Source organism: uncultured Dokdonia sp. (assembly GCF_937910895.1).
In the GTDB taxonomy this organism is placed as follows: Bacteria; Bacteroidota; Bacteroidia; order Flavobacteriales; family Flavobacteriaceae; genus Dokdonia.
In genome coordinates, this window is sequence record NZ_CALEMI010000076.1 from 42,219 (window position 1) to 58,940 (window position 16,722).

Annotated in this window: 15 protein-coding genes; 8 read left to right on the top strand and 7 right to left on the bottom strand. The window is 36.6% G+C overall.

The features are described from left to right. The first annotated feature begins 24 nt into the window (after positions 1-24). Both Q0505_RS09560 and Q0505_RS09565 read left to right on the top strand, forming a co-directional pair. Positions 25-1,008: an OmpA family protein gene (locus tag Q0505_RS09560; protein WP_299212035.1), complete on the top strand. Its 984-nt coding sequence runs from the start codon at positions 25-27 to the stop codon at positions 1,006-1,008. 174 nt (positions 1,009-1,182) lie between these two features. Next, on the top strand, positions 1,183-2,217 hold the full coding sequence (locus Q0505_RS09565; protein WP_299212038.1) for an aldo/keto reductase: 1,035 nt from the start codon (positions 1,183-1,185) through the stop codon (positions 2,215-2,217). Positions 2,218-2,317: 100 nt separating this feature from the next. Here the strand turns inward: Q0505_RS09565 and radA are convergent, their stop codons facing one another. The 5 genes from radA to panC all read right to left on the bottom strand — a co-directional run bounded on the left by radA (position 2,318) and on the right by panC (position 7,406). Beyond that, complete coding sequence (gene radA, locus Q0505_RS09570; RefSeq protein WP_299212041.1) at positions 2,318-3,688, bottom strand: DNA repair protein RadA; 1,371 nt, start codon at positions 3,686-3,688, stop codon at positions 2,318-2,320. Positions 3,689-4,033: 345 nt separating this feature from the next. After that, positions 4,034-5,182 carry an alpha/beta hydrolase-fold protein gene (locus Q0505_RS09575; protein ID WP_299212044.1) on the bottom strand — a complete coding sequence of 383 codons (1,149 nt, stop codon included), beginning with the start codon at positions 5,180-5,182 and terminating at the stop codon, positions 4,034-4,036. Positions 5,183-5,221: 39 nt separating this feature from the next. Then, a complete protein-coding gene (locus tag Q0505_RS09580; protein ID WP_299212047.1) occupies positions 5,222-6,184 on the bottom strand; it encodes a lysylphosphatidylglycerol synthase transmembrane domain-containing protein in 963 nt (320 codons plus the stop codon). Between the two features lie 4 nt (positions 6,185-6,188). After that, complete coding sequence (gene panD / locus Q0505_RS09585; protein WP_299212050.1) at positions 6,189-6,539, bottom strand: aspartate 1-decarboxylase; 351 nt, start codon at positions 6,537-6,539, stop codon at positions 6,189-6,191. Between the two features lie 18 nt (positions 6,540-6,557). After that, complete coding sequence (gene panC, locus Q0505_RS09590) at positions 6,558-7,406, bottom strand: pantoate--beta-alanine ligase (RefSeq protein ID WP_299212053.1); 849 nt, start codon at positions 7,404-7,406, stop codon at positions 6,558-6,560. A gap of 108 nt (positions 7,407-7,514) precedes the next feature. Between panC and Q0505_RS09595 the strand changes: the two genes are divergently transcribed. Genes Q0505_RS09595 through glmS form a run of 3 tightly spaced genes read left to right on the top strand, consistent with a single transcriptional unit; the run spans position 7,515 to position 11,897 of the window. Next, positions 7,515-8,324, top strand: a complete 810-nt coding sequence (locus Q0505_RS09595; RefSeq protein ID WP_299212056.1) for a glycogen/starch synthase — start codon at positions 7,515-7,517, stop codon at positions 8,322-8,324. Between the two features lie 7 nt (positions 8,325-8,331). Then, complete coding sequence (locus Q0505_RS09600; RefSeq protein ID WP_299212059.1) at positions 8,332-10,029, top strand: DUF4270 domain-containing protein; 1,698 nt, start codon at positions 8,332-8,334, stop codon at positions 10,027-10,029. A 20-nt stretch (positions 10,030-10,049) separates the two neighbouring features. Further along, entirely contained in the window at positions 10,050-11,897 is a 1,848-nt protein-coding gene (glmS, locus tag Q0505_RS09605) for a glutamine--fructose-6-phosphate transaminase (isomerizing) (RefSeq protein WP_299212062.1), read from the top strand. Positions 11,898-12,104: 207 nt separating this feature from the next. Here glmS and Q0505_RS09610 read toward each other — a convergent pair whose 3' ends face one another. Together Q0505_RS09610 and Q0505_RS09615 are read right to left on the bottom strand one after the other, a co-directional pair. Next, complete coding sequence (locus Q0505_RS09610; protein WP_299212065.1) at positions 12,105-12,818, bottom strand: VTC domain-containing protein; 714 nt, start codon at positions 12,816-12,818, stop codon at positions 12,105-12,107. A 67-nt stretch (positions 12,819-12,885) separates the two neighbouring features. After that, positions 12,886-13,560 (bottom strand): DUF4956 domain-containing protein, encoded by a 675-nt coding sequence (locus Q0505_RS09615; protein ID WP_299212068.1) that lies wholly within the window; start codon positions 13,558-13,560, stop codon positions 12,886-12,888. 375 nt (positions 13,561-13,935) lie between these two features. Between Q0505_RS09615 and atpD the strand changes: the two genes are divergently transcribed. The 3 genes from atpD to Q0505_RS09630 all read left to right on the top strand — a co-directional run bounded on the left by atpD (position 13,936) and on the right by Q0505_RS09630 (position 16,667). After that, positions 13,936-15,444: a F0F1 ATP synthase subunit beta gene (gene atpD / locus Q0505_RS09620; protein WP_299212071.1), complete on the top strand. Its 1,509-nt coding sequence runs from the start codon at positions 13,936-13,938 to the stop codon at positions 15,442-15,444. A gap of 52 nt (positions 15,445-15,496) precedes the next feature. Beyond that, the gene (locus Q0505_RS09625) at positions 15,497-15,775 is read left to right on the top strand and encodes a F0F1 ATP synthase subunit epsilon (protein WP_299212075.1); all 279 of its coding nucleotides are present in this window, start codon (positions 15,497-15,499) and stop codon (positions 15,773-15,775) included. A gap of 64 nt (positions 15,776-15,839) precedes the next feature. Next, positions 15,840-16,667, top strand: coding sequence for a LytTR family DNA-binding domain-containing protein (locus Q0505_RS09630; protein ID WP_299212078.1), 828 nt, complete (start codon positions 15,840-15,842; stop codon positions 16,665-16,667). Positions 16,668-16,722: the final 55 nt, after the last annotated feature.

The window sequence follows — 16,722 nt, forward strand, 5'->3', positions numbered from 1 at the left end:
ATAACCTAAAATTAAGAATACCCCATGATGAAGAAAGTCCTACTCCTATGCCTTGCAGGAATAATGTTAAGTTCTTGCGTTTCAAAAAAAGTATTTGAAGACCTTGAGTCAAAATATGCAAGACTTAGAAAAGAAAACCGAACGCTTTCTAGTGATCTCGCTTCCGCGAAAAAAGACCTAGCCAAAATGACGAGCGATTACGAGATTACCTCTGAAGAATTGAATGCAACAAAATCTGCGCTGGCGAATTATAAAGGTAAATACGAAAGTGCCGAAGCGCAGTTAGCCGCTTTGCAAGCCTCTTACGATGCACTCGAAGCAAATAGTAGTGCTAGTATTGCAGCAAATTCAAAAAAGAACAGAGAATTACTCGCAGAGTTAGAAGTAAAACAAGCCGCACTTGCAGCTAATAAAGAAGCACTAGAGGTAGAACGTAAACGATTAGAAAAATTACAAAAAGACCTAGCCGATAGGTCAAAACGTATTGATGAATTAGAAGCGGTAATCGCAGCCAAGGACGCCAACTTACGCAATCTAAAAGAAGCCATTTCCAAAGCGCTTACAGATTTTGAAGGCAAAGGACTTACCGTAGAGCAAAGAGATGGTAAAGTGTATGTGTCCTTAGAAAATAAATTACTGTTTGATAGTGGTAGCTGGACAGTGGGTGCCAACGGAAGAACAGCGGTACAACAGCTAGGAAATGTTTTGGGAGACAATCCAGACATTGCCGTTCTCATAGAAGGACATACGGATGATGTGCCTTATTCTGGTAGTGGAAACCTAAAAGGAAACTGGGACTTATCAGCAAAAAGAGCCACAGCGATTGTCAATATTCTAAGAGAAAATACAACAATAGATCCAAAAAATCTGACCGCTGCAGGACGTGGAGAATATGCGCCTGTCGCTCCAAATGATACGGCCGAAAACAAAGCAAAAAACAGACGTATTGAAGTGATTCTTACACCAAAACTAGATGAAGTAACCGCTTTATTACAGGATATAGATTAAGTAAAAGTAAAAAGAGGAGGATATCTAAAAACAAATCAAGTGTCACCCTGAGCCTGTCGAAGGGTTTTGATAATCAGAAGGTTAAAAACTTCGACAAGCTCAGTTGAACAAGTTAAAATACATTTTAGGCATCCTCTATAATTAAAAAAATACCCGTCTACACGGGCATTAAAAATGAAATATACCCATTTACCCAATACAGATATTAAAGTCTCAAAAATCTGCCTAGGCTCTATGACTTGGGGAGAACAAAACACCGAAGCCGAAGGTCATGCACAATTAGACTATGCCACAGCACAAGGTGTCAATTTTATTGACACTGCCGAGTTGTATAGCGTTCCTAATGCAAGGGCAGAAACCTATGGAAGTACAGAACGCATCATAGGAAGCTGGTTACAAAAAACTGGAAAACGTGATCAAGTCGTCATCGCTTCAAAAATTGCCGGACCTGCCGATTTTACAAAACATATTCGTACGGGAGGATTTGCAAAACACGAACTCGAAGATGCTGTTCATAAAAGCTTAGGGCGTCTTGGTACAGACTATATTGATTTATACCAATTACACTGGCCAGAGCGCAACACCAACTTTTTTGGACAACTAGGATATACCCATGATCCTGATGAAGCTTGGAAAGATAACTTTGCTCAAATCTTAGAAGATTTGGACAGCTTGATAAAAGCAGGAAAAATTAGACACATAGGACTTTCTAACGAATCTCCTTACGGATTGTCAAGATATTTGGAAGAGGCTCGTAAAGGAGCTCCTAAGATGATTACGGTGCAAAACCCATATAGTTTATTAAATAGAAAAGATGAGGTTGGACTTACAGAAATCATGCATAGGGAAGAGGTAGGGCTTTTGCCATACTCTCCCCTTGGTTTTGGACAATTAACAGGGAAGTATCTTGACGGATATCCACCCAATGCGAGAGTTACCTTATTTCCAAATTACAGTAGATACCATAGCGAGAACGGTTTTGCTGCTACTAGACGCTATAAAGAAATTGCAGACGCCCACGGATTAAGCCTTACACAAATGGCACTTGCTTTTGTAAATACGAGGCCTTTTGTAACGGCAAATATCATTGGCGCTACTTCTATAGAACAGCTTACTGAAAATATAGACAGTATCAACGTTCAACTGTCTGATGAAGTCTTAAAAGCAATTAATGAGGTACATGCAGAAATTCCAAATCCTGCGCCTTGATATCATATACACGCTTTCGCGAAAGCGTATGAAAAACAAAACCCACAACAGGATATATTATTCATGTTGTGGGTTTTTAATTTTCTAAAAAAAGTAAATCTTACCCAAACAAATGCCGAACAACATCGTGTACTTTGGCAACTTTAATGATGTTGATGGTGTAGTTGTGATCTGGGATTTTACAATATTTGGAAATAATAATTCCTTTAAATCCTAATTTTTCTGCTTCGTGAATGCGTTGCTCTACACGCGTCACAGGACGTACTTCTCCTGCAAGACCAATTTCTGCAGCAAGGCATAAGGATTTATCTATGGCAATATCTACATTACTAGAAAGCACTGCAGCGATAACGGCAAGATCAATCGCGGGATCATCTACAGAAATACCTCCTGTTACATTGAGGAATACATCTTTGGCGCCTAGTTTAAAACCTGCACGCTTTTCTAAAACAGCGAGTAGCATATTGAGGCGTTTTGCATTATATCCCGTAGCACTCCGTTGAGGTGTTCCATATACTGCGGAACTTACGAGGGCTTGTATTTCAATCATAAGAGGGCGTAAGCCTTCAAGAGTCGCAGCAATAGCCGTACCACTTAACTCTTCGTCATTTTTTGATATTAAGACTTCGCTAGGATTGGATACTTCACGTAAACCACTGCCTTGCATTTCGTAAATTCCTAACTCATTAGTGCTTCCAAAACGGTTTTTATGCGCTCTTAAAATACGGTATACATGGTTACGATCTCCTTCAAACTGTAGTACCGTATCTACCATGTGTTCTAAAATCTTGGGACCTGCAATATTTCCGTCTTTGGTGATATGTCCAATCAGGATAACAGGAGTAGCGGTCTCTTTGGCATATTTAATAAGTTCTGATGTGGTCTCGCGTATCTGTGAGATACTTCCAGGGCTACTTTCTATATGATTGGTGTGTAGTGTTTGTATAGAATCTATGATGACAATATCAGGTTGTATTTCTGCAATATGTCTAAAGATATGTTGGGTTTTTGTCTCCGCAAGGATATAGCATTGACCACTATCTGGATGAATCCGATCTGCTCGCATTTTGATTTGCTGCTGACTTTCCTCTCCTGAGACATAAAGGGTTTTGTAAGGGAGATTTAAGGATATTTGTAGGCAGAGTGTACTTTTTCCGATTCCAGGTTCTCCTCCTAATAAGGTTAATGATCCAGGCACAAGACCTCCACCAAGCACTCGGTTGAGTTCGCCATTTTTGGTATCAAGTCTGATTTCAGCAGACGTGGTGATCTCGTTTATTTTTAAAGGTTTGTTGGTGCGAGTATTCGCTTTCGCGAAAGCGGTATCCTGTTTCCAGTCCTTTGTCTCTGCTTTTTGAATCACTTCTTCAACAATGGTATTCCACTGTTTACAGGCATGACATTGTCCTTGCCATTTGGCATGCTGGGTACCGCAATTTTGACAGAAGAAGGTGGTTTTTGTTTTTGCCATTGATGAGTTTTGCTTTGCTAAAATACTCGTAAATAATCCTCGGAGCAAGCTTAAGAAGTATTCAACAGAATGTTTTTTAAATTTTTGGAGTTAGCTTCAAGGTATCAAATCCCAATCTTAAATAGAAACAAGCTTCAAACCCTTATAAAAACAGTGCTTCATTACTAAAAAATAGGTAAAAATACGGGTTTTTTAATAGTACGAACACTCTATATTTGCACTGTCAGAAACAATATGTGTTTTGACAGAATATTTGATTGGGGGATTGAATATTACATAAAGAGCAGTTACTTAGTAACTGCTCTTTCTAGTTGTATGGTATAGGAATAAATAGGGTTTGATTATTTAATACCCAAAATCTGCTTTAATTTGATCTGCTTTATCAAGCATTAAATCTTTGGTTAAGAAAGAAATTTCTTCTAGTAAAAAGGCATTTTGATACGTTCGCATCGCTTTTTTTGGTTCTCCTGATTTTTCCAAAGAGAGCGCAATATAATAATTACCTAGCATCGTGTCTGGATATTGCTTTCTGGCAAGTTGACCAAGTTGCTCCATATCCTCCCAATTAGATTTTTTTTCTAGTGCTTTGCCGACCGCAACAATATCATTAACGCGTATAGGGTCGTCTAGTCCAAAAAGCTGTTTTACCGTCGTGTACTTATCAATAAGATAGGTGTACGGAGAACCGTCTAATTTAAGTAATACTTCTTTGTATTCTTTTTTGCTAATGGGGCGATATATAGAAAATATTTGTTCAATAGCCTTAGGGATCGCTCTCCCTACCAAAGAGTAATGAGTGGCTCCTTCAAAATTGTCATAATAATACTTTAGGTTGGTATTTGAAACAAGGTTTATTTGACTATTTAGAGGCTCTATGGTTTCGCGTAGGACGCTAATATCTTCTGTAGCAGTGGCTAGATAGTAAAATATTTTTTGTTCTGTCGCGCCTAGTCTTGCCACAAGACGTGTTTCCATTTCTGGAGCCAAATCAGGGCTTAGTGATATATATCCTTGAAAAAGTGCAGGGCTCTTCATAAGGTAATAGTTCATAAAATTGGCAGTAAGATCATGACCTACCACCAGTCTAAACTGATTGGTACGATACTTTTCGTCAAGCCAAGGCATTAATTCCAAACCTATAAATTCAAAAAAGGCAGCGCCTCCATCTACAGGCAAATAACTTACATCATCATAGTAGGTGTCTTGATCTCTGGTATTTACTTGGTTGATGCCTACAACAATAGTTTCTGGCATTTCTTCCCAATAGCTGTAGTAATCTACATTACCCGCTACGGGTTCAAATAAGTAGTCTCCATCTAAGACAATAATAACCGGATAGGTCTTTTCTAGATTAGATTCATAATTACGCGGTAACTGTATCTTGAGTTGGCGTTTTCCATCTAGTTTTATAGAGGAGATTTCTTCATATTGTGTTTGTGCAATACTTGCAAATGAGAGGTATACACATAAAAGTGAGAAAATAATGGATTTCATTAGGGCTGTTTTTTATTATGTGCTCTAAAATACAAAATTTTATCTGCGACGTATCACAAATACATAAAGAGCAAAGAGACCGCCTACAATAATATTAAAAATAGTTTGGGTCCCCCAGATGATAGAGCCAAAAGCGTTCCCATCTGACTCGGCATATCCAAAAAAAGTAAAAATGGCGACCATAGCGATAGGGTAGGCTCCCATGCCTGCATTTGTGGCGCTCATTGCAAAAGCGCCTACGACAAAAGCAGCAAGTGTGACACCTATAGAAACTCCTTGTAATCCTGGCACTGTGAGGGTCACAATCCAGAACATAGCGATGTACATAGACCAAATAAACAAGGTATGAAAGATGAAAGCTGCATTTTTCTTCATCGACAAAATACTTTTGACGCCTTCTAAGATGCCTAAACCAAATGCACGAATTTTAACAATAAATGAATGTGATGAATTTTTAAGGATACGTAGACCTATAATTCCTATGACTAAAAGCACCGCAAGCCCTACAATAGAAGGAATAGGATTTGCTTCTCTTTTAAAATAATCAATAAGTAGTGTAGACTGTAATATAATAGTCGTAATCATAATTAAGATCAGCATCACGAGATCTGCAATACGCTCTGATACAATCGTTCCAAATGCTTTTTCAAAAGGAATATTGTCTGTACGTTGTATAGAAACAGCACGTAATACTTCGCCAGATCTAATGACAAAGGTATTTGCAAAATAGCCTGTCATCACGGCAGCAAGGCTATTTCCAAGTTTGGGAGAATAGCCCATAGGTTCTAGCATAAACCTCCAGCGATAAGCTCTTGAGAGATGGCTTAACATAGAAAAAATAAAAGAAATTACAATCCATAAAGGATTTGCATTTTTTATGGTATTCCACAAGTCAATTCTTTCTTGTGGGCTCATTTTACCTAGCCAAAGCCACATTAAAAAAACGCCCAATACGAGTGGGAGTATAATTTTAAGTGCTTTTATCGCTTTTTTATAAGCCACAGGCTTACTTTAATAAGTTTGTGTTTTCGTCTGGAAAACAAAGCGTAGGTTTAAACTTTTTTGCTTCGTCAAAATCCATAAACGCATATACGATGAGTATTAAGATGTCTCCTTTTGCAACTTTTCTAGCAGCAGCACCATTTAAAGTGATCTCGCCACTGTTTCTATGTCCAGGAATGGCATACGTCTCTAAACGTTCTCCATTGGTCACATTTACAATTTGAACGCGTTCTCCTTCTATAATATTTGCAGCATCCATAAGATCTTCATCTATGGTAATACTTCCTATATAATGTAATTCAGCTCCTGTTACTTTAACACGGTGAATTTTAGATTTTACAACATTTACTAACATGGGGCAAATATACGTATTTTAGTTAATAGCCATATTGTCTATAAGGCGTATATCTCCTGCAAAAGCGGCAATAAACGCACGGTATTTTTGATGAGTACGCTTTCGCGAAAGCGGTCTCAGATTCTTAATATTTGAGATTTCAAAATATTCTAATTCAAGATGCGGGTTGTTTTCAAATTGGATAGCAACCCACTCTCTTAGTGCTTGCGCACTTTTGGAATCAAAATCTTTTTTTACTTGCTGGAGTATTTTATAAATAAAGGCTGCTTCTTCTAATTGTTGCGCAGTTAACCTCGCGTTACGACTACTCATTGCAAGGCCGTTTTCTTGTCTATGGATAGGACACCCTGTTATTTTAAGAGGCAATTTCTCTATTTCGACAAGTTTTTTGACAATAAGTAATTGCTGGTAATCTTTTTCTCCAAAAAAGGCTTCGTCTGGATTTACCTGTCTAAAGAGATGGTTAAGTACAGTCCCAACGCCATCAAAATGACCTGGGCGATGTGTGCCTTCCATGACGGTTTCAATTCCTTTAAAGTTATATTGCTTTGACATCACTTGATTCCCATACACTTCTTGAGGGGTAGGTGCATAAATAACTACCTTATCTCCGTATTTGCTTAAAAATGAAGTATCTTGCTCAAGAGTGCGGGGGTATTTTTCTAAATCAATAGCATTATTAAATTGGGTGGGATTTACAAAAATACTCACTACTATGTAGTGATGACGTTTTAATCCAAATGCAATAAGTGATGCATGTCCAAGGTGTAAAGCTCCCATAGTAGGTACAAAGCCTATAGAATATTTCTGTTCTCTTTTTTCTGAAACATATTTAGCTATTTCAGTTTTTGTTTTTATTATGTTCACTTTACCAAAAAATTAACGCCTGCAAACTTACTATATTAAAGGCAGATTGCATAAAATTTAGTATTTTTGCGTGTTTTTACACACAAAAAGTAATCAACAATACTATATATGAAAGATAAGAGGATATTATACGTGTCGTCTGAAGTAATACCTTACCTACCAGAGACCGAAATTGCCTCTATGTCGTTTGAAGCTCCTCAAATGGTGAATTCCAAGGGGGGACAAATACGCATTTTTATGCCTCGCTATGGCAATATCAATGAGCGCAGGCATCAACTACACGAAGTTATAAGGCTTTCAGGAATGAACTTAGTCATCAATGACTTTGATATGCCGCTTATTATAAAAGTTGCCTCTATACCTAAAGAACGCATACAAGTATACTTTATAGATAATGAGGAGTACTTTAAGAGAAAAGCTACATTTACAGATGAGGATGGAAATCTTTTTCCTGACAATGATGAACGTGCTATCTTTTTTGCAAAAGGCGTTGTAGAGACAGTAAAGAAGTTAAATTGGTCGCCAGATATCATTCACGTACATGGGTGGTTAGCCTCTTTGTTGCCATTATACCTTAAGAAATATTACGCTAGCGAACCGTTATTTAGTCAAAGTAAAATAGTAACCTCTGTATACAATCAAGGTTTTGAAGGGTCATTAAGTAATGAAATGATCAATAAGATTGCTTTTGATGGAATTGACACAGGAAGTATTACAGAGTTGAAAGACCCTACCTACGAGAATCTCATGAAGGTAGCTATTAGAAACTCTGACGCTGCTATTATAGGCTCATCAGAGTTGCACGAAAACCTTGCAAAGATACTTAATACATCTAAAATTCCTGTTTTGTCTTACAAAAAGAAAGAGGAATTCCCACAAGCATACGAAGAATTTTACACCACCAAAGTGCTAGAATAAAACGACTATGAAGATTTACAATTATATGAGAAAAGGCTTAGTAGCCTTCATCTTCGTATTTGCATGTGTTGCTTGCGAAGAGGATTTAGGAGAAGTAGGAACAGGTATTGTTGGAGAAGTAAACTTTGAAACCTATCTAGTTGACGATATAGGCGTTACTGCTTATAGTATGAATTATCCAGAAGGAGTTCAGACAAATGGCGTGCCAGTAGGGGCGCTAGGTGTTTATAATGACCCTGTATATGGTAAAACAACGGCTTCATACCTATCACAAATGGCGTTGTCAAGAACCAATCCAAATTTTGGTGACAATACGGTACTTGATAGTGTCATATTTACCCTTCCTTATTTTGCTAGACAAGTTGAAGTGGATGAGGATGGTAACAATACCTACGAGCTAGATTCTATATTTAGAAACACAGGCGGGATTACATTGTCTGCATATAGATCTAACTTTTTCTTAAATGATCTTGATCCTGATACAAATTTTGAAGAATCTGAAGTTTATTTTTCTACAGATGTTCCAAGTTTTCAAGGTGTAGAAGGTGATTTACTTTTTCAAGTAACCGACTTTGTACCACAAGATGATGAGATTATCTTGACAGAAGTAACTTTTGATGAAGATGGAGAGCCAATTTTAGATACTTCAGGTGAAGTAGTTAAGGCATTCTCAGAGCGTATCTCACCCGCGTTACGATTAGAACTTGATATAGATTATTGGAATACAAACATCATTCAGAGAGAAGGCGAAGATGCTTTTTTGAATATAAATACATTTAATGATTACTTTAGGGGTATTTACTTAAAAGCAGAAGACAATGATAATGATGGAAATTTATTTTTGTTCAATTTTGATCAAGCAAACATAACGCTTTATTACAGCTTTGAGGGAGACGATGATTCTGGAGAACCAGGAGAACCAACTAATGATGGGTTCGGAGAAATTTCTTTAGAATTCAGTGGCGTAAATGTGATAGATTATCAGAACCAGTTTAATCCTACCATTGTCAATGCTATCGAAAATGCTAACACCGTTACAGGAGAAGAGAATTTGTATTTAAAAGGAGGAGATGGGAGTATTGCGATTATAGAACTTTTCGGTCCAGATTTTGACGGAGATGAGGTTGCTGATCAATTGGAAGTACTACGCAGTTGTGATAATATTATCATTAATGAAGCTAATCTAACATTTTACGTAGATCAAGATGCATTAGGTGCTGGCGGAGGAGTATTAGAACCAGAAAGGGTTTTTATAGTTGATTTTGATAATAATAGACTATTAATTGATGGAGTTATAGACAATACTTCTGGAAATAATGGCCCTGTCAATACGAGAACAAATCACTTAGGTAGACTTGTTAGAGAAGTAGAAGGTGATGAATCAAGTTTAGGACAGAGTTATAGAATACGAGTCACGCAGCACATAAATAATATTATTAAAAATGATTCTACAAACGTGCGTTTGGCATTGGCAGTATCACAGAATGTAAGTTTGGATAATACAGCTATTATAGGAGGCACTGGAAGTATAGACGATGCGAAAAGAGTACCAGTTTCTAGTGTGATTTCTCCAGAAGGAACTATTCTTCATGGCAATCTGAGTGCTGATGAGTCCAAAAAATTGAAATTGAGGATATTCTACACATTAACAGAAGATATAGACCCTAACAGTCCTTGTGGACAAATATTGGGTTTAGATAATTAAATAACATAACATATAGAAGCATGTGCGGAATTGTTGGTTACATAGGATATAGAGATGCATACCCTATTATTTTACAAGGGTTACAACGTCTTGAGTATAGAGGGTATGATAGTGCTGGAATAGCACTTTATGATGGTAAAAATCTTAAGTTATCAAAAACGAAAGGGAAGGTTGAAGATCTTAAAAAGCGTTTAGAAAGTGAAATGTCTACTGAGGGGTCTATAGGAATAGGACATACTAGATGGGCAACACACGGAGTGCCTAATGACGTCAATTCTCACCCACATATTTCTAATTCTGGGAATCTTGTTATTATACATAATGGAATTATAGAAAATTATGACCCATTACGTAAAGAGCTTATCAATAGAGGATATACTTTTACATCAGATACAGATACAGAGGTACTTGTTAACTTAATTGAAGATGTAAAAATAAAAGAAGGAGTAAAACTTGGAAAAGCTGTTCAAATAGCACTTAATCAAACAATTGGTGCTTATGCGATTGCAGTATTTGATAAGACAAAGCCTAACGAAATTGTCGTTGCGCGTTTAGGAAGTCCATTGGCAATCGGAGTGGGTGACGATGAGTTTTTCATTGCCTCTGATGCAACTCCTTTTATTGAGTTTACAAACAATGCAATCTACCTTGAAGATGGAGAGATGGCTGTTGTGCGTGATCATAAAAAGCTAAAAATACGCAAGATTAAAGACGATTCTCTAGTAGATCCATATATTCAAGAGCTTCAATTAAATCTTGAACAGATAGAAAAAGGAGGGTACGACCACTTTATGCTTAAGGAGATTTATGAGCAACCTGCTGCTATAACAGATACCTTTAGAGGGCGTATGCTCGTAGATCAAGGCATCATAAAAATGGCAGGGATAGATGACAATTTAGACAAGTTTTTAAATGCACGTCGTATTATTATTGTTGCTTGTGGTACTTCTTGGCATGCAGGTCTTGTTGCGGAGTATGTTTTTGAAGAATTTGCTCGTATTCCTGTAGAAGTAGAATATGCTTCTGAATTTAGATACAGAAATCCTATTGTTTATAAAGATGATGTTGTAATTGCGATTTCTCAAAGTGGAGAAACCGCAGATACGATGGCTGCAATTAAACTTGCCAAAGAACAAGGTGCCTTTGTGTTTGGAGTCTGTAATGTTGTAGGATCTTCTATTTCTAGAGAAACCCATGCAGGAGCATATACCCATGCAGGTCCAGAAATAGGTGTGGCATCCACAAAGGCATTTACAACTCAGATTACTATTCTTACATTAATCGCTTTAAAACTAGCAAAGCATAAAGGAAAGCTTTCAAATTCTCAGTTTAGAGCCTATTTACAAGAGTTAGAGCGTATCCCTGCAAAAGTGGCAAAAGCATTAAAGTGTAATGATCAAGCAGAGTATGTAGCATCCCAGTATAAGGACGCTTCTAATGCGTTATATCTAGGGCGTGGTTATAACTTCCCAGTGGCTTTAGAAGGCGCACTGAAGCTTAAAGAAATATCTTATATTCATGCCGAAGGATATCCTGCAGCAGAGATGAAACATGGTCCTATTGCATTGATTGATGAGCAAATGCCAGTAGTTGTTATTGCTACAAAAAAAGGACACTATGAGAAAGTTGTTAGTAATGTAGCAGAAATTAAAGCACGAAGCGGAAAGATCATTGGTATTGTAACTGAAGGAGATGAAGAAGTCAGAGAATTAGCAGATCACGTGATTGAAATACCTGAGACTTTAGAACCTTTTACACCACTGCTCGCAACGATCCCATTACAATTATTATCATATCATATTGCTGTAATGTTAGGAAAGGACGTAGATCAACCTAGGAATTTAGCAAAGTCGGTAACTGTAGAATAATAAGTGTACTGAATACTATATTTTAGAAAAACCCGCTACAAAAGCGGGTTTTTTATTGTTGCCCAAGGGATTTCAATGATACAATGCAAAGCACCATTTTCTAAAAAAGCAGTGGTGTTATAAATATCTTTCATAGAAATACAATGTTTAAGAGATAGAGACACAAGTAGCAAACAAAAAACGCACATAAATTAGGATGAAAGATAGTTAACTACTCTGTTGATGATGTATGAGGTCAATCCCTCTTACATATTTTGAATTTTTAGATAAACGGGAAGAAAGTGTTTGCGTGAGTTTGCGACTTTCTTTATCATCAGACACCTTGTACTTTAATTCTAACACCACATCAGATAATTGTGTTTTGGTAGTATGATAATTACTAAAGTGAGGATTGTAAAAAACCATATTGTAATCTATGGTGATTCTATATTTTTCACAATCAGACAGAAAATACCTACGCTCGTAAGAATTGTATAAAGAAGGTGTAAGATTACTTAATTTTAAGGCAAGTTCTGGAGTATGATTTTCAAGGATGTCTTGATGAAGTTTCTCTTGAGTTTCTGTGAGAGATTTTTCTTGTAGGTTGTATCTATATCCGCTTAAAGCGAAAGACAGCTTATCCCCCACAGCACCGTATTTTTTTTTAATTTCAAAAACGGGGTTGTGTATGTTTTCAAAAACCTCTCCATACCATCGTAGTCGGTATTTATCTCGGTGTTCGTCTCCAGAGACATTTTGATGATAAAAATTCATTGAGTGATCATCATAATAGATGTTGTTGACGGTACGTCGTTGGAAAATTTCGCGAAAGCAAAAAGAATTTGAAAGAACCTCTGTCTCTATAAGATCTTCAGGAGTGCCATGTTCATAAATGAACTTGCGCTCATATCTGTGATTGCTTTTAGCGGCTGTTTTTCCCATAGTCCTTTCCATACATTTGGTCAGTCTAGTTGTTTTAAGTTTGACCTGAAATTGAATGTAGCTAAATTTAAAGCGCATTATCTATAAAAGTCACTTGCACTTTAGGATCTATAGCAATCAATTTTGAATTGATAGTATTTAAATCTTTTAGAGATTTTACTTTTACTAGAAAGTTAATAGCAACAGTTCGCTCTTCGTGCTTTATTCTTTTTATTTCCAATTGTTTTGTATTTGCACTTACGGCATCACTTATTTTTTGGATAAGTGCTGTTTTCTTATCAGTATCACATTCAAGGTTGATCAGTAGATTTTGTGTGATAGAACCACTCCCGCTTTTGTGTTGTAATATCACGATACTCATTAATACCATAAACCCAATAAGCGTAGGAAGCAATTGGTTTGCTCCCATTCCTAAACCTAGGGCAATTGCCATAAAAAAGTAGCCTAATTCTTCGGGTTCTTTAATAGCGGTTCTAAAACGTACAATAGATAGTGCTCCGACAAGACCTAGAGATAAGGCTAGTGATGACTTTACAATAGATATAATAATAAAAGTGGTAAGTCCTACAATCATTAAAACCTTAGAAAGTTGTCCCCTATTTGATATTGATTGCCCATATTTCTTATAGACAACAGCGAGTATATATAGCAATGTAGCACACAATAGTATATAGACTACATAATTTATAGGAGAAAAAGAATCTTCAAAGTTTAAAGAAAACTGATCTAGAAATTTATCCATAGGATCTGTATAAAGTTGTGGTAAAGCGAATGTAAATTTATTTACCTAAAGGAACTAAAGATTTACTCGATAATCGAGATTTAAATGTTTCGAGGCTTGTCTCAAAATCAAAGGGTTTGTTTCTTAAAATATCTTGTGGACTAGCCCCGAGGTAGTGTGCTAAATTTCCTTAGAGGGCAAACATACACGCACTTTTTTTGGATAAATAAATAAACGTCTGAGTGTTGAGTTTGAGTACGCTTTCGCGAAAGCAAAAAAAGCCTTATGAAAATTAAATACAATAGGCTTTTATATAAAGAAGAAAACAGTATCTTTGCGCCGTGAAAAACGAAGTATTTTTCATCATATATTTTGCTAAACATTAAATAGTTAATAATGTCAAAAGTTACAGGTAAAGTTGCACAAATCATTGGCCCTGTTGTAGACGTAGCGTTTGCAAGCGGAGCTGAATTACCGAAAATTTACGATTCACTAGAGGTGACAAACTCAAACGGAACCCTATTAGTTCTTGAGGTACAATCACACATTGGTGAGAACACAGTACGTACCATATCAATGGACTCTACAGACGGATTAAGCCGTGGTGTAGATGCAGTAGCCACTGGAGCACCTATCCAGATGCCTATAGGAGATGATATTTATGGACGTCTTTTTAACGTAATTGGAGATGCCATTGATGGTATCGGTAACTTACCAAAAGCAGGTGATGCAGGACTTCCTATTCACCGTAGCGCACCAAAATTTGAAGATTTATCAACTTCTACAGAAGTACTTTTTACAGGAATTAAAGTAATCGACCTTATTGAGCCTTATGCAAAAGGAGGTAAGATTGGATTATTTGGAGGAGCAGGAGTAGGAAAGACAGTACTTATCCAAGAGTTGATTAACAATATTGCAAAAGGACACGGTGGACTTTCTGTATTTGCAGGAGTAGGAGAACGTACACGTGAAGGAAATGACCTTTTGAGAGAGATGCTTGAGTCTGGTATTATCAAATACGGAGATGACTTTATGCACTCTATGGAAGAAGGAGGATGGGATTTGTCTAAAGTAGATAAAGAAGCGATGAAAGGGTCTAAAGCAACTTTCGTATTCGGACAAATGAATGAGCCTCCAGGAGCTCGTGCTCGTGTAGCACTTTCAGGACTTACCATTGCTGAGTATTTCCGTGATGGAGCAGGAGAAGGACAAGGAAAAGATGTACTTTTCTTCGTAGATAATATTTTCCGTTTTACACAAGCAGGTTCTGAAGTATCTGCACTTCTTGGACGTATGCCATCGGCAGTAGGTTACCAACCTACACTTGCTACAGAGATGGGAGCGATGCAAGAGCGTATTACGTCAACAAAAAGAGGATCTATTACATCTGTACAAGCGGTATACGTACCTGCAGATGACCTTACCGATCCAGCACCAGCAACAACGTTTGCTCACCTTGATGCAACCACAGTACTTTCACGTAAGATTGCAGAACTTGGTATCTACCCAGCGGTAGATCCACTAGATTCTACATCTCGTATCCTGACAGCAGATATTCTTGGTGCAGAGCACTATGACTGTGCACAAAAAGTAAAAGAGTTATTACAGCATTATAAAGAACTTCAAGATATTATTGCCATCCTTGGTATGGAAGAACTTTCTGAAGAAGATAAGTTATCTGTATACCGTGCACGTCGTGTACAACGTTTCCTTTCTCAGCCATTCCACGTGGCAGAGCAGTTTACAGGAATCCCTGGTGTATTAGTAGATATTAAAGAAACAATCAAAGGGTTTAATATGATTATGGATGGAGAGTTAGATCACCTTCCAGAAGCCGCTTTTAACCTTAAAGGAACGATCGAAGAAGCTATCGAAGCTGGAGAAAAAATGTTAGCTGAGGCATAATCACCTAAGCTAGTACTGAACTTTTTTCAGTACTTTTTAAACAAGTTTAACTATGTATTTAGAAATCGTAACACCAGAAGCATCATTAGTCAAAGGAGAAGTAACCTCTGTTACGGTACCTGGCGTAGATGGAGAGTTTCAAATGTTAAATAATCACGCTGCTATCGTATCACTTCTTGTGGAAGGTAAAGTGAAGTTTAACGGAAACCCTGAGATTGCAGAAGGTTTTGAAGATTCCTTTGTAAAAGAAAGTGACGGTAGATGGTCACTAGCTATCACAAGCGGAACTCTAGAAATGAATAATAATAAAGTGATTGTATTGGCAGATTAATTCTAGCCTATATGATCTAAATTGGTATATTTAATCCCTGCTTATCATAAGCAGGGATTTTTTTATGTTTTTAAATACTCCATTTCCCTTTATAAAATCATTTAGATACCATTTTTTAATTGGTATTACCTTAGGCGTCTTTACTGCATTTCTTATTATTTTTCTAGAGCCTATGGGAGCAAACAACTATTCTAATCCCTACAAGAATTTATATTTTACAGGATATGGAGCTATTGTTTTTTTAAGTTATTTATTCTTTGTCTTTCTTTCAAATATCTATATGCATTTTCTAAATGTATGGAAGTGGTTAGAAGAGATTTTGTTTTTATTTCTATTTATTTCAACAGGGATTGTAGTTGCTTTTTTTTATACAGAGATATTCATTAATAAAAGTACAGAGCGATTACACTTAGATGGATTTTTATGGTGGTATAAAAGCATGTTTCTAGGTTTTGGAATTATAACAGGGATTTTAATGATTGTATTAAGACGTTATTACGGTACAAGGACACTAGTATCAGAAAAGATAGACTCTTCTGGCAGTTTTAAAAATGAAGAAATGGCAGAGAAGATGATTCTCAAGGGAGTTCTTAAAAAGGACTTTTTTAAATGTGTGCCTGATCATATATTATTTATAAAATCTGAAGATAATTATGTGATTGTGTACTATATAACACCCCAAGGGACTAAAGAAAAGATGCTACGTAGTACATTAAAACATATTCAAAATCAATTGCCAGATTTTCTCAAAGTACATAGATCATTTATTGTGAATCCTAAGCATATAAAAGAACTTAAAGGAAATGCTCAAAATGCAAAACTATATGTAACGAGGCTGTCTAAAAAGGTGGCCTCTTTTTTTTTGCATTATTTTTTTGATTTCGTATCTTAATAACATGAAATCTAGTCCTGTATGGAAGACTAATAATCAGTCACAGTTAAGTCTT

Excerpts from the sequence above, each read along its gene's own strand:
- Q0505_RS09625 (WP_299212075.1), top strand. The coding sequence starts at position 15,497 with ATGTATTTAGAAATCGTAACACCAGAAGCATCATTAGTCAAAGGAGAA.
- Q0505_RS09560 (WP_299212035.1), top strand. The coding sequence starts at position 25 with ATGATGAAGAAAGTCCTACTCCTATGCCTTGCAGGAATAATGTTAAGT.
- radA (WP_299212041.1), bottom strand. The coding sequence starts at position 3,688 with ATGGCAAAAACAAAAACCACCTTCTTCTGTCAAAATTGCGGTACCCAG.
- Q0505_RS09600 (WP_299212059.1), top strand. The coding sequence starts at position 8,332 with ATGAAGATTTACAATTATATGAGAAAAGGCTTAGTAGCCTTCATCTTC.
- Q0505_RS09615 (WP_299212068.1), bottom strand. The coding sequence starts at position 13,560 with ATGGATAAATTTCTAGATCAGTTTTCTTTAAACTTTGAAGATTCTTTT.
- Q0505_RS09630 (WP_299212078.1), top strand. The coding sequence starts at position 15,840 with ATGTTTTTAAATACTCCATTTCCCTTTATAAAATCATTTAGATACCAT.
- glmS (WP_299212062.1), top strand. The coding sequence starts at position 10,050 with ATGTGCGGAATTGTTGGTTACATAGGATATAGAGATGCATACCCTATT.
- Q0505_RS09610 (WP_299212065.1), bottom strand. The coding sequence starts at position 12,818 with ATGGGAAAAACAGCCGCTAAAAGCAATCACAGATATGAGCGCAAGTTC.
- atpD (WP_299212071.1), top strand. The coding sequence starts at position 13,936 with ATGTCAAAAGTTACAGGTAAAGTTGCACAAATCATTGGCCCTGTTGTA.
- Q0505_RS09565 (WP_299212038.1), top strand. The coding sequence starts at position 1,183 with ATGAAATATACCCATTTACCCAATACAGATATTAAAGTCTCAAAAATC.
- Q0505_RS09575 (WP_299212044.1), bottom strand. The coding sequence starts at position 5,182 with ATGAAATCCATTATTTTCTCACTTTTATGTGTATACCTCTCATTTGCA.
- panD (WP_299212050.1), bottom strand. The coding sequence starts at position 6,539 with ATGTTAGTAAATGTTGTAAAATCTAAAATTCACCGTGTTAAAGTAACA.
- Q0505_RS09595 (WP_299212056.1), top strand. The coding sequence starts at position 7,515 with ATGAAAGATAAGAGGATATTATACGTGTCGTCTGAAGTAATACCTTAC.